The 13072-nt window shown below is 71.5% G+C and carries 12 protein-coding genes and 2 riboswitches; of the genes, 10 read left to right on the top strand and 2 right to left on the bottom strand.

Annotated elements, in window-relative coordinates:
• The first annotated feature begins 129 nt into the window (after positions 1 to 129).
• From ACIBK5_RS35240 to ACIBK5_RS35210, 7 genes are all read left to right on the top strand, one after another.
• Positions 130 to 1290 (top strand): serine hydrolase domain-containing protein, encoded by a 1161-nt coding sequence (locus ACIBK5_RS35240; protein ID WP_399026133.1) that lies wholly within the window; start codon positions 130 to 132, stop codon positions 1288 to 1290.
• Positions 1291 to 1361: 71 nt separating this feature from the next.
• The gene (locus ACIBK5_RS35235; protein ID WP_399026131.1) at positions 1362 to 1913 is read left to right on the top strand and encodes an MSMEG_1061 family FMN-dependent PPOX-type flavoprotein; all 552 of its coding nucleotides are present in this window, start codon (positions 1362 to 1364) and stop codon (positions 1911 to 1913) included.
• A gap of 59 nt (positions 1914 to 1972) precedes the next feature.
• Positions 1973 to 2842, top strand: coding sequence for an ABC transporter ATP-binding protein (locus ACIBK5_RS35230; RefSeq protein WP_399026129.1), 870 nt, complete (start codon positions 1973 to 1975; stop codon positions 2840 to 2842).
• Entirely contained in the window at positions 2839 to 3822 is a 984-nt protein-coding gene (locus tag ACIBK5_RS35225; protein WP_399026127.1) for an ABC transporter substrate-binding protein, read from the top strand. Before ACIBK5_RS35230 ends, ACIBK5_RS35225 begins: the two co-directional genes overlap by 4 nt.
• 45 nt (positions 3823 to 3867) lie before the next feature.
• Positions 3868 to 5943 carry an iron ABC transporter permease gene (locus ACIBK5_RS35220; protein WP_399026126.1) on the top strand — a complete coding sequence of 692 codons (2076 nt, stop codon included), beginning with the start codon at positions 3868 to 3870 and terminating at the stop codon, positions 5941 to 5943.
• An 81-nt stretch (positions 5944 to 6024) separates the two neighbouring features.
• Complete coding sequence (locus ACIBK5_RS35215; protein ID WP_399026124.1) at positions 6025 to 7524, top strand: APC family permease; 1500 nt, start codon at positions 6025 to 6027, stop codon at positions 7522 to 7524.
• 2 nt (positions 7525 to 7526) lie between these two features.
• A complete protein-coding gene (locus tag ACIBK5_RS35210; RefSeq protein WP_399026122.1) occupies positions 7527 to 7946 on the top strand; it encodes a universal stress protein in 420 nt (139 codons plus the stop codon).
• 27 nt (positions 7947 to 7973) lie between these two features.
• On the opposite strand, the gene ACIBK5_RS35205 is transcribed toward ACIBK5_RS35210, so the two are convergent.
• A complete protein-coding gene (locus ACIBK5_RS35205) occupies positions 7974 to 8345 on the bottom strand; it encodes a (2Fe-2S) ferredoxin domain-containing protein (RefSeq protein ID WP_399026120.1) in 372 nt (123 codons plus the stop codon).
• Positions 8346 to 8407: 62 nt separating this feature from the next.
• A riboswitch (cobalamin riboswitch) is annotated at positions 8408 to 8645 on the bottom strand.
• 51 nt (positions 8646 to 8696) lie between these two features.
• Positions 8697 to 9671 (bottom strand): ferric reductase-like transmembrane domain-containing protein, encoded by a 975-nt coding sequence (locus ACIBK5_RS35200; protein WP_399026118.1) that lies wholly within the window; start codon positions 9669 to 9671, stop codon positions 8697 to 8699.
• Between the two features lie 86 nt (positions 9672 to 9757).
• Positions 9758 to 9904: riboswitch (cobalamin riboswitch) on the top strand.
• Between the two features lie 53 nt (positions 9905 to 9957).
• Here ACIBK5_RS35200 and ACIBK5_RS35195 point away from each other — a divergent pair.
• Genes ACIBK5_RS35195 through ACIBK5_RS35185 form a run of 3 tightly spaced genes read left to right on the top strand, consistent with a single transcriptional unit; the run spans position 9958 to position 13057 of the window.
• The gene (locus ACIBK5_RS35195) at positions 9958 to 10815 is read left to right on the top strand and encodes a hypothetical protein (protein ID WP_399026116.1); all 858 of its coding nucleotides are present in this window, start codon (positions 9958 to 9960) and stop codon (positions 10813 to 10815) included.
• Complete coding sequence (locus tag ACIBK5_RS35190) at positions 10812 to 11834, top strand: cysteine synthase family protein (RefSeq protein WP_399026114.1); 1023 nt, start codon at positions 10812 to 10814, stop codon at positions 11832 to 11834. Before ACIBK5_RS35195 ends, ACIBK5_RS35190 begins: the two co-directional genes overlap by 4 nt.
• Complete coding sequence (locus ACIBK5_RS35185) at positions 11831 to 13057, top strand: ATP-grasp domain-containing protein (protein WP_399026112.1); 1227 nt, start codon at positions 11831 to 11833, stop codon at positions 13055 to 13057. The genes ACIBK5_RS35190 and ACIBK5_RS35185 overlap by 4 nt, the downstream gene beginning before the upstream one ends.
• The last annotated feature ends 15 nt before the right edge of the window (positions 13058 to 13072 follow it).

Here is a 13072-nt window from a genome sequence, read left to right as displayed (position 1 = left end):
GCACTCCCCCGTGTTCGGCATCGGCCCCTGCTCGAAGAGCGTCACACATCGCTGTTAGCGGCGCGTGGGGGGCCTGTTAGGGCCGGTCGGGACGATGCCCTTCCCCCGAGCGGAGAGAGGTCGGTGCACATGTCGGCACGCCCGATACGGACGACGCTGGTCTGCGTGACGGCGATCGCGGCGACGAGTACGGCCCTGCTGTCCACGCCCGCGGCCGCGACGGAGACGCGAGGGGCCGCGCACGGTGCCACCCAGGCCGCCATGGACGCCGCCGTCGCCGCGGGTGTGCCGGGAGTCGTCGGGGAGGTGCGGGACACCCGTGGGGTGTGGAAGGGCACTTCGGGCGTCGCCGACCTCACCACGCGGCAGCCGCGCGGCCACGGCGACCGGTTCCGCGCCGGAAGTGTCACCAAGACCCTGGTGGCCACCGTCATGCTCCAGCTCCAGGCGGAGGGCAGGGTCGACCTCGACGCCACGGTCGACCACTATCTGCCCGGGCTGGTGCGGGGGAACGGCCACGACGGCACCAAGATCACGGTGCGTCAGCTGATGAACCACACCAGCGGCGTCTTCAACTTCACCGACGACGCCACGTTCGCGAAGAAGGTGCTCGGCATCGACTTCCTGGAGTCCCGCTACGACGACTGGACTCCGCAGCAGGTCATCGCCCTCGCCCTGGAGAACCCTCCCCAGTTCGAGCCCGGCACCTCGTGGAAGTACTCCAACACCAACTACCTGCTGCTCGGGCTGATCGTCGAGAAGCTGACCGGCCGGCCCTACGCCGAGGAGATCGAACGGCGCGTCACCGGGCCGCTGGGGATGCGCGCCACGCGCTTCCCCGGAACCGACCCGCACGTGCCCGCGCCCACCCGGCACTACTCCACCTTCACCGAGGACCCGGGCAAGACCTACGACGTGACCGAGCTCAACCCGTCCTGGGCGTGGGCGGCGGGCGAGATGATCAGCAACTCCGCCGACCTCAACCGCTTCTTCGGCGCGCTGTTCGGCGGCAGGCTGCTGCCTCCGGCCCAGCTCCGGCAGATGACGAGGACGGTCTCGACGGAGGGCAATCTGCCGGGCCAGCGCTACGGCCTGGGCCTCATCGAGTACGAGACGAGCTGCGGGGTCCCGGTCTGGGGCCACTCGGGCGGGATCCACGGCTCCTCGACCCAGTCCTTCGGCTCCAGGGACGGCCGCCACATGATCACCCTGAACTTCAACGGGGACTGGGTCGGCGGCGGCAAGAACGTCGTCTCGGCCGAGTTCTGCCCACCCCGGAATCCCCGGTAAGGCTAGCCTTGCCTCACTTTCGCTAGGCTGTGCGGACAGACCGACGGACGCGCACACCCCGGGAGCCCGCCTTGCCGCACACGACCGACACCGTCGCCGCGCGCGAGGAGGGCTGGGTCCAGCTGGGATCGGGCGCCGAGTTGCGTGAACTGCTGGGCGAGCCCTGGCCCGTGGTGATCGAGAAGGTCCACGACCGGCTCACCGAGCAGGACCGGGACGTCCTCGCCCGCTCCCCCTTCTGCCTGCTGGCCACCTCCGACACCCAGGGCAACTGCGACGTCTCCCCGCGCGGGGACGCCCCGGGGTTCACCCATGTCGTGGACTCCGGGACGATCGCCCTGCCCGACCGGCCGGGGAACCGGCGCGGCGACAGCTTCCACAACATCCTCGACAACCCGCACGCCGGGCTGCTGTATCTGATACCCGGCGGCAAGGAGGTCCTGCGGGTCAACGGCAGGGCCCGCATCCTCACCGACGCCCCGTTCTTCGATGCCATGACGGCACAGGACGGCAAACGCCCCGCCCTCGCGCTCGTGCTCGAAATTGACGAGATCTATCTGCACTGCCCGCAGTCGCTGCGCCGCTCGGGGGTATGGAATCCGGCCTCGTGGCAGACGGGCTGAGATCACGGTTCAGGCACCCCCCTCCCGGCATTCACTAAGGTTAGGCTAACCTTCGCCGCGTGAGATCTGGTGAAGAAACGGCCGGCGGACAGCGTCTGCGCGGGCATCAACTTTCGGCCACGGGTGTGACCGTGTCGTACGACGGCGTGGACGTCGTGCACGACGCGGCGATCGCGCTCCGGCCCGGTGAGGTGACCGTCCTGGTCGGCCCCAACGGCAGCGGGAAGTCGACGCTGCTGCGGACGATCGCCCGGCTGCAGCGGGCCCGCGAGGCCGCGCTCAGGATCGACGCCGGCACCGACGGCCTCGCCCTGACCGCCCGGGAGTTCGCGCGGTACGTGGCCCTGCTGACCCAGGGCCGGCCCACGCCCAGCGGGCTGACCGTGCGGGACCTCGTCGAGTTCGGCCGCTACCCCTACCGGGGCCGCTTCGGCCGCCCCGACCCGGACGCGTCGGCCGCGGTCGAGCGGGCGCTGTCGCTGACCGGGGTCACCGACCTCGCCGAGCGCGGCGCCGACCACCTCTCCGGCGGGCAGTTGCAGCGGGTCTGGCTCGCGAGCTGCCTCGCCCAGGAGACCGGTGTGCTGCTGCTGGACGAGCCGACGACCTATCTCGACCTGCGCTACCAGATCGAACTCCTCGACCTCGTCCGCGATCTGGCGGACGACCACGGGATCGCCGTCGGGGTCGTGCTGCACGACCTCGACCAGGCCGCGGCCATCGCCGACCGGATCACGCTGCTCGAAGCGGGCCGGATCGTCGCCGAGGGCCGGCCCGAGGAGGTCCTGACCCCGGAGCGGCTGACCGCCGTCTACGGCATCCGGATCGACGTCGACACAGACCCCCACACCGGCCGACTGCGGACCCGTCCGATCGGCCGGCACCACACCCGCAACACCCGAAGCGAAAGGCTCGGCACCACCTCATGAGACGCATCCTGCTCACCGCGGCCACCACCACCGCCGCGGCGCTCACCCTCGCCGCCTGCGGCACCACCGAGCCGGCCGCCGACAGCTCCTCGAAGAAGACCTCCGAGGCCATCGACCTCACCGACTCCACGGGCGCGAAGGTCAAGCTGGACGGCCCGGCGAAGAAGGTCGTCGCCACCGAGTGGAACGAGGTCGAGAGCCTCATCACCCTCGGCGTCGACCCGGTCGGCGTCGCCGACGTCAAGGGCTACAAGACCTGGGACACCGCCGTCCCTCTGAAGAACGAGCCGAAGGACATCGGCACCCGCGGCGAGCCCAGCATGGACACCGTCGCCTCGCTCTCCCCCGACCTCATCGTGGCCAGCTCCGACCTGCCCGACGCGGCCGTGAAGCAGCTGAAGAAGATCGCCCCGGTGCTGGAGATCAAGTCGGCGGACGCCTCCGACCAGATCGGTCAGATGTTCACCAACCTCGACCTGATCGCCAAGGCGACCGGCACCACCGACAAGGCCGAGGCGGCCCGCAAGAACTTCGACGCGAAGGTCGCCGAGGGCAAGAAGGCCCTCGCCGACGCCAAGCTCGACGGCTCCGACATCGCCTTCTCCGACGGCTATGTCACCGCCAACCAGGTCTCCCTGCGCCCGTACACCGACGGTTCCCTCATCGGGTCGGTCAACAAGCAGCTCGGTCTGAAGAACGCCTGGAAGGTCAAGGGCGACCCGGCCTACGGCCTCGGTACCACCGACGTCGAGGGCCTCACGGCCCTGCCGAAGGACGTGCGGTTCGCCTACATAGGCAACGACGAGGACAAGTCCAGCAACCCGTTCTCCGGCCAGCTGAAGAAGAACGCCGTGTGGACGTCCCTGCCGTTCGTCAAGGCGGACAAGGTGCACCGGCTGCCCGACGGCATCTGGATGTTCGGCGGTCCCCAGTCGATGGAGGCGTACATCGACGCCCTCGTCGGCGAGCTGACGAAGTAGCAGCCGGCGAAACAGCCGCTCGGACGAAGCAGAAGCACCGGAGCCATGGCCGTCACCGAAGCACCCCCCAGCACCACCCGCCCTGCGGCGGCCGCGTCCCGTACGGGCGCGGCCGCGGTGACGGCCGGGCTCGTCCTCCTCGTCGCCGCTCTCGCGGTCGTCGACATCACCCAGGGCACCGCCGCCGTCGGACCGGCGCAGGTGTTCAAGGCCCTGACCGGGCAGGCCGATCCGGGCGACGCGTCCGTGGTCATCGCCTCCCGGCTGCCGCGGATGACCGCCGGCGTCCTGGTCGGCGTCGTCCTCGGCATCGCGGGCGCCGTCCTCCAGGCCGTCAGCCGCAATGTGCTCGCCTCGCCCGACACCCTCGCGGTGAACGCCGGTTCGTACCTGGCGCTCGGGCTGGTCGGCGCGACCGGCGTCTCCCTGCCCCTGCTGGCCTCCTCGGGCGTCGCCTTCGCCGGCGGGCTGGTGGCGGCGGCCGTCGTGCTCGCCCTGTCCGGGCTCGGCACGGGCACCGTACGGCTGGTCCTCGCCGGCACGGCGCTCGCGCTCGGCCTGAACTCCGTGACGGAGGGGCTGCTCCTGCTGTTCCCGCAGCAGACGGAGGGCCTCTACCAGTGGAACCAGGGGAGCATCGGCCAGAACGGCTTCGACGGCGTCCTTCAGATGCTGCCCGTCGCCCTGGTGGGACTCGCCGGGCTGCTGCTGGTCGCACGGCGGGTCGACGCGCTCGCCCTCGGGGACGACGCGGCGCGCGGTCTTGGCGTGCCGGTCCACGCCACCCGTGTCACGGTGGTCGTGCTGGCGGCGCTGCTGTCGGCGGCGGCCGTCACCCTCGCCGGGCCCATCGGCTACGTCGGGCTCTGCGCCCCCGCCCTGGTGCGTCCGCTCGCCCGCCGGTTCCGTGGCTTCGTCCGCTCCCGCGCGGCCCTGCCGGTGGCCGGGCTCACCGGTGCCGCGCTGGTGCTCGGGTCGGACGTGCTGCTGCGGGCCCTCGTCCCCGCGGACCGGGCGGTCGCCGTGCCCACCGGCATCGTCACCAGCCTGGTCGGTGCCGTGTTCCTGGTGGTGACCGCCCTGCGACTGCGGGACACGGCGGGCGCCGACGCGCCGGACCGGCTGCGCATCCCCAGCCGGACGGCGTTCCTGGTCACGGTGGGCGTCCTGGCCGCCGTGGTCGTGGGTGTCACGCTGGCCGGTGTCCTGCTCGGCGACAGCAAACTCCTGCTCGGCGATGTCGCGAACTGGGCGCAGGGGCGGGCCGGTCAGGCCGTCTCCTTCGTGCTGGACACCCGGGTGCCGCGGGTGCTCGCCGCCCTGTGCGCGGGCGCGTCGCTCGCCCTGGCCGGCACGCTCGTGCAGGCCGTGACCCGCAACCCGCTCGCGGAGCCCGGGGTTCTGGGCGTCTCCGGCGGTGCCGCGCTGGGCGCCGTGCTGCTGGTGACGACCGTGCCCGCCGCCGGCACCTGGGGCATCGCGGGTGCCGCGTTCGGGGGCGCCGCGCTGTCCTCCGCCATCGTCTTCGGGCTCGCGGCCCGGGGCGGCTACCGGCAGAACCGGCTGGTCCTCGTCGGGATCGGCATGGCCGCCGGCTCCACGGCCCTGATCAGTCTGCTCATCGTGCTCACCGACCCGTTCAACGCCACCAAGGCGCTGACCTGGCTGTCCGGTTCGACGTACGGGCGGACCATGCCGGACGTCGTACCCGTCGCGCTCGTGCTGGCGCTGGGCCTGGCCGTCGCGGTCGCGCGGCGCACCGAGCTGGATCTCGTCTCCCTGGACGAGGACACCCCGCGGCTGCTCGGCCTCGGGCTGTCCGGGGCCAGGCTCGGTTTCCTGGTGGTGAGCGTCCTGCTGGCCGGGACCGCCGTCGCCTCGGCCGGGACCATCGGCTTCGTGGGTCTCGTGGCGCCGCACGCGGCGCGTGCCCTCGTCGGCCGGCGGCATGTACGGGTGGTGCCGGTCGCCGTCCTGCTCGGGGCCGCGCTCGTCTGTACGGCGGATCTGCTCGGCCGGACCGTCATCGCCCCGGCCCAGTTGGGCGCCGGACTGATGACGGCGGTGATCGGCACGCCGTACTTCCTGCGTCTGCTGGTACGGGGCCGTAAAGCGACATAAACCATCTAAAAGGCCGTCAATCACAAAAATGCCTCACGCCTGCCTGTTGTATGGATCCACGCACAACGGGAGTGAGGGAGCATGGCCAAGGACATTGCGGACGCGGGCCCGCCACCGTCCGCGAGCCTGAAGCCCAATGCGATCGGGTTCCTCGACGCGCTGGTCATCGGGCTCAACGCGACCTCACCGGCGTACTCGGTCGCGGCGGTCATCGGCCCGATCGTCGCCCTGGTGGGCATCTACGCCCCCGGGGTGATGATCGCCTCGTTCGTGCCGATGCTGCTGATCGCGTCGGCGTTCTACTACCTCAACAAGGTCGACCAGGACTGCGGCACGACCTTCTCCTGGGTCACCAGGGCCATGGGACCGTGGGCGGGCTGGCTCGGCGGCTGGGCCATCGCGATGACGGGCGTCCTGGTCGTCGGGTCGCTGGCGGATGTCGCCGTGACCTTCTTCCTGCTCGCCGTGGGCCTGGACAGCTGGGCGGACAACGACGTCGTGCGCCAGTTGCTCACCGTGCTGCTCATCGTGGTGATGACGGCCATCTGTGTGATCGGCACCGAGGTGTCGGCCAAGGTGCAGAACGTCCTCATCCTGGCGCAGGTCGTCTGCCTGCTCGCCTTCGCCGTGGTGGCGCTGTACCGCGTCTACGCCGACACCGGCACCCTCGAATCCATCGAACCCGAGTTCAGCTGGCTCGACCCCTTCGGGGCCGGCGGGGCGTCGCTGACCGGCGCCCTGCTGCTGGGCGTCTTCATCTACTGGGGCTGGGAGTCGGCGGTCAACCTCACCGAGGAGGTGGAGGACTCGGCCACCGCGCCCGGCAAGGCGGCCATCTGGTCGACGGTGCTGCTGCTGGTGACCTACCTCGCTGTCGCCTTCGCGGTCGTCGCCTACGCCGGAACGGCCTACCTCGCCGAGAACGCCGCCGAGGAGGAGTTCATCTTCGCGCTGCTCGCCGAAGAGGCGATGGGCGGCTGGGACTGGGTCGTACTGCTGGCGGTCTCGACGTCGGCGCTGGCGTCCACGCAGACGACGATCATCCCGGCGTCCCGCACCGGACTGTCCATGGCCCGCCGGTACGCCCTGCCGAAGCACTTCGGGCACATCAACCCCCGGTTCCGCACCCCGGACGTGAGCACCTGGTGGGTCGCCGGCATCGCCATCGTCTGGTACCTCGTCCTCTACCACGCCAGCGAGAACGCCCTCTTCGACTCCCTGACGGCGCTGTCCCTGCTGATCGCGTTCTACTACGCGCTCACCGGCCTCGCCTGCGCCGTCTACTACCGACGCGAGCTGACCAGGAGCGTCCGGGACTTCCTCCTGATCGGCCTCGGCCCGCTGATCGGCGCCGGGCTGCTGGCGTGGCTGCTGGTGGAGTCGGTCCAGGACATGGCCGACCCGGCCAACTCCTACAGCGGCAGCTCCTGGTTCGGGCTCGGCCCGCCGCTCGTCATCGGTATCGGCGTCGCCGTCGCGGGCGTGATCATCATGGTCGTCTGGCGGCTGACGGCCCCCGCGTTCTGGTCGGAGCGCCCGAGCACGGTCGACCCCGATCTCGTCCACGGCAAGGAGTCCTGAAGATGTCGGTGGTCCTCGGCTACGACGAGTCCCCGGGCGCCCTGCGCGCGCTGCGGGTCGCGATCGAGGTGGCGGCCGCGTACGGCGAACCCCTGGTGATCGTCTACGGCGCCGCGGCACCCGGCGTCACGGGCGAGGAGTACGGCGCCCATCAGAAGGCCGTCCGCGAGGCCGGGAGCACCGTGCTCGGTCATGCCGTCCGCGTCGCCGACGAGGCCGGCGTGCCCAGCACGGTCGAACTCATCGACGAGCGGCCCGCACAGGCGCTGATCGACGCCGCGGCACGCCATGACGCCAGGGTGATCGTGGTGGGCACATGGGGCGAGAGCCCGGTGCGCGGGGCCCTGCTGGGCTCGACCCCCCACAAGCTGCTGCACCTCTCGAACGTCCCCGTGCTGTGCGTGCCGGCCGACGAGTCCTGAGGCCTCCGGCCCTGCGCAGCGCCCGGGTCAGGAACTGCCCGCGCGGCGTTTCGCGAGCGGGCTGAAGGCGTACAGGCCGAGGATGTCGGGCAGGGGGGCGATACCGGGGCCGCCCTCGCGGACCCAGGAGACGATGTCCTCGGTCGCGGCCGGGTCGTTGACCAGCCCGAGCCACACCGGCCGGGCCCCGGCGGCACGCCCCGCGGCGGACGGCTGTACGACGATGACGTTGGCCTGGTCGCAGACGTCGAGGCACTCGGAGACCCGCACGGGCGCCGCCTCGCGCAGCCGCTCGGTCTGTGCCGTGTGGTCGACGCCGGTCACCTTGCCGGTGCCGCAGCAGCAGTCCCGGCAGACGACGACGCGGCACGGAACCCCTCCGGCCGGGGTTGCGGACATGCCGCACCTGTCCTCTCTCCGGGGAGATCCGCCCCGGTGGTTCGTCGAGGAGGCGACCGCGTGAGTCTCCTGGCTCCCGGCGTAGGGGGCTTCTGATGGATCTCCGCGGAAGAAGGAGCGGCGTTCGGTGCGTGCTCTCGGCGTGCCGGGCGGAAGGCCTCGTAGCGGAGCTACTAGGCCTTTTGGCCGGTGCGGCGAGAGTGCGTGCCGGGCGTCGCGACGCCGCGGAGATCCATCAGAAGCCCCCTAGGGCCGGTCACAGTGGCGGGACCGCGCCGGATTAACACCGGCTTCCTCGTTCCGCCGTCGCCTTGTTCGCCGATCATCCTCGCATGCGGCCGGTGCGCGGCCTCAGTCCGTCTCGTGGGCGTGCGGCTGCGTAGCCGGCGGTTCGGCCGGGCGTTCGCGGCCACCGTCCCGGCCGGAGGCCACCACGGCGAGGAGCCCTACGACGACGGCCCCGGCGGCGATCCGTCCCACCGCCCGTGCCGTCCAGGCCGGCCAGGTCACGCCCGTGCGCGCACCGGGCGCGGCCAGGCGTTCGGACCGCCGGGCCGGCCGCAGCAGGCGCAGCACCAGCAGGGCGGCGACGGGCAGTTGCAGCAGCCACAGCACGGTGCGCGGCCACTCGCCGTACCAGACGTTGGTGCCGTAGAGCAGGGTGTGCCAGACGCTGAGGACGTACACGACGATCACGGACCGGTGCAGGCGGCGCCAGGTGTTCGCGCCGATGCGGTGCCGGACGTAGAAGAGCAGGCCCAGGGGGATCGCCAGGTACAGGGCGCCCTGGCCGAGGGGGATGGCGATGCGGCCGGTCCCGGAGTCGTACCAGCCGGGCACGAAGGTGTCCGCGAAGCCGGCCCACAGCCGCTCGGCCCACCCCAACTGCGCCTCGTAGCGAACGAGTTCCGCCGCGAACATCAGGGCGTGCGCGAACATCAGGGCCATCGTGGTCAGGCTGGTGGTGCGGTGCCAGCGTTCCAGGACCTGCCGGGAGACCGGCAGCCGGCCGGGGCCCGGCCCCGACAGCAGCAGCCCCAGCATGACCGTGCCCCACGCCCACAACAGGCCCGACCAGCCGAACGCCTGGCTCAGCAGGTACATCCAGTAGGTGCCGGGATCGTCCATGAACGGCATGACCGCGACCGTGTCGGAGGTGCCCGACTCCATGCGCGCCCACAGCAGCGCGAACACCGCTGCCGTGACCACGACCGCCGCACCGGCGTCGGGCAGCGCGGAGCGGAGATCTCCGCGCAGGGCGACGCGCTCGGCGCCGGGTCTCGGGACGGTCGTCCCGTTCTCGTCGGACCTCGGGTTCACCAGCATCGAGCACAGTCTCACCGAGGGGAGATGGGTTACCGAGAGGCAATCCGGCCAGAGGGACGGCCGGTACCCGTCGGGGCCCCGGAGGCACCCTTTCCATCCCCTGTGGCCCTCCCTACGCTGAGGCGCGCAGTCGCAGGGGAACCCGGTGGGAATCCGGGACTGTCCCGCAGCGGTGAGTGGGAGCGCACGCCGGCCCACGAGTCCGAAGACCTGCCACCGCGCCCGCGCGTCACGCGGGCTGTGCACGGTGACCTCGAGGACTGGGTCGGCGGACGGAGGAAAGCACGTGAGTGGTGTCGTGTCCGGTGTCTGTCACGGCACGCTCGGCGAGCTGTACCAGGGGCCGCTGCGGGCGGGCCCCGATCCGGACATCGCGGTGGTGTCGTTCCCCGTGGAACGCCACTCCTGGGTGCACTTCACGCCAGGGGCGGCGCGGCCCCTTCCGCTCGGGGAGAAGTCCCTGACGGCGGCCCGGCTCTTCCTGGAACACCACGGCCTGTCGTCCCTGCCGCCGGGAAGCTGGACCGCGCACTCCGATCTGCGGGTGGGCGTCGGGATGGCCAGCTCGACGGCGGACATCGTGGCGACCCTGCGCTGTCTGTCGGGGATCTTCTCGCTGCCCTGCGACACCGACGTGGTGCTCGGCGTCCTGGCGGCGATCGAACGGTCGGACAGCGTCTTCCTCGACGAGTTCGCGCTGCATCTGAGCGGCCGGCACCGGGTGGTGCGGCGGCTGGGCACGGACATCGGCTTCCACACCGCCTATGTGATCGAGCCGGGCACGGTGGACACCGCCGCCGTGACCTCGCTGCTCCTCGCGCACTACCGGCGCCGCGGCGAGGAGTACGAGCGGTGCCTGACCGACCTGCTGAAGGGCTTCGCCTGCGGCGACGCGGCCGCCGTGGCGCGGGCGGCGACCACCAGTGCCGTGCTGTCCCAGGAGGTGCTGCCCAAGACGACGTTCGACCGGGTGCTGGGCCACCGGGAGCGGTTCGGTGCCGACGGTGTCTTCGTCGCGCACACGGGCTGTCTGACCGGCTATCTCTTCGTCCGCCGCCCGGACTCCCGCGTCAGATCCGAACTGTCCGCGTTCTTCCGCTCGCTCGGCCACCAGTGCACTTTCGCCCAAGGAGGCTACGGGTGATCCACCCCCATATCGCCGACGCCCTGAAGGTTCCCGACCTGGTCCGGCTCACCGACCAGCTCGTGCTGCTCCGGTTCGAGTCGATGAAGATCTACTCGGCGCTCGCCGCCGTGCGCCGATTACTCGACCGGGGTACGGTCCGGCCGGGCCAGACCCTGATCGACAGCTCCAGCGGCATCTACGCCTACGCCCTCGCGCTGGCCTGTCACCGCCACGGCATGCGGTGCCACATCGTGGCGTCCACCACCGTCGACGCCACCACCCGCGCCCAGCTGGAGATCCTCGGCGCGAGTGTCGAGCAGGTCGAACCGTCCCGGAACCTCAAGCTCGACCAGGAGTTACGGGTCCGGCGGGTGCGCGAGATCCTCGCCGAGCGCCCCGACTGCCACTGGATGCGCCAGTACCACGACGACATCCACTGCCTCGGCTACCACGAGGTCGCCGACCGGATAGCCGAGGCGTTTCCCGGAACCCCGCTGACCGTCGTCGGCGGGGTGGGCTCCGGCGCCTCGACGGGCGGCCTCGTGGAGCGTCTCAGGGAGACGGAGCCGTCGGTGCGGCTGGTCGGCGTGCAGCCGTTCGGCAGCGTCACCTTCGGCAGCCAGGACCATCACGACCCCGAGGCGATCATCGCGGGCATCGGGTCGTCGATCGTCTTCGACAACGTCCGCCACCACCTCTACGACACCGTGCACTGGATGGACTTCACACACGCCATGTCCGGCGCGGTCAGCCTGCTGCGCGAACACGCCGTCTTCGCCGGGCTGTCCACCGGTGCCGGGTATCTGGCCGCGATGTACGAGGCCCGCCGCCACCCCGACCGGCTGCACCTGGTGATCGGCGCCGACACCGGACACCGCTATGTGGAGCGCGTCTTCGCCCGGTACCCGGAGGCCCTGGACCCCGCCTCGCTGAAGCCCGTCGAGGTCCGCGACCCGGAGGAGATGAGCATGCCCTGGTCGAGAATGACGTGGCGGCGCACGGCCTGCCCCGCCCACTGGAAGGAGCGGGCGGCATGACGGTCGTCTGTCTGGAGTCGCTGACGTTCGGGCTCGGGCACCTGGTACGCGCCGCCGACCGGCTCGGCGAGCGGCTGCTGCTCCTGACCCGCGACCCGGCCTACTACGCCTACGAACTGGACCGGCTGCCCGCCGGCGCCCTGGACGTCGTGGAGATCGACACCTTCGACGTGGAGCGGGTGGCGGAACTGCTGGAGCGTACGCCGGAGTTGCGGGGCCTGATCAGTTCCACCGACACCTGGACCCTGGCCGGAGCGGACCTCGCCGACCGTTTCGCCCTGCCGGGGCTCGATCCCGGGGTCCTGCGGTTCACCCGGGACAAGGCGGCCGTCCGCAACCGGCTGCACGAGGCCGGTCTCACCCGCGGCCGGGCCGCCGAGGCCGCGGGTCCGGACGCGGAAGCCCGGGAACTGCTGCTCAAGGAGGTGGGCCTGCCGGCGGTCCTCAAGGACACGGCGGGCACCGGAAGCCAGAACGTCTGGCTGGTGCGCGACGAGAGGGAGCTGGATAGGTCCCTGCGGGATGCGGCGGAACAGCCCTTGAAGGGGCGGCTGTTCGCGGAGCCGTACTTCGGCGGGCCGGTGTACAGCGCCGAGACCCTCACCTGGGCGGGGCGTACGCGGCTCCTCGGTGTGTCCAGCAGGCTCATGTCGGCGGAGCCCCGCTTCCGCGAGGAGATCACGGCCTTCCCCGTCGCCTTCCCGGAGGCACACGAGGCGTCGCTGGAACGGTGGCTCGACGAGGTGCTCGCCGCCATCGGCTACACCGACCGTTTCGCGCATGTGGAGTTCGTGCTGACCCGCGACGGTCCCGAGGTGGTGGAGGTCAACCCCCGGATCGGGGGCGCGCTGGTCGGTGAGGGCCTGTGCCGGGCGCTCGGCGTCAATGTGTACGAGGCGATGATCGAGGCCGCGCTCGGCCGCCGGCCCCGGCTGATGGACACGGCGCTGCCCGGCGGTCCGGCCGTGGCCTTCGTCCTGGGATATCCGGCCGAGCCCGGAGTGTTCACGGGAGTCGCCGGACTCGACCGGCTGGCGGACCTGCCCGGGTCACCGGCCTGGTATCCCGTCCGCCAAGTCGGCGACACCATCGAGCACTTGGCCGACAGCCGTGGCTACGCCGGCATCGTCTACGCCGAGGCGGAGACGGCGGAACTGGCCACGCACCGGGCGGTCGCGGCCGCCAACGCCCTGCGCGTGCTCACCGAGCCCTCCGGTGGGTGAACGGCCCGGGCGGAG

Origin of the sequence: Streptomyces sp. NPDC050546 (assembly GCF_044457425.1) — a bacterium.
Taxonomy (GTDB): Bacteria; Actinomycetota; Actinomycetes; order Streptomycetales; family Streptomycetaceae; genus Streptomyces.
The sequence above is the reverse complement of the archived record's forward strand: the minus strand, read 5'-3'. Positions and strand labels throughout refer to the sequence as shown.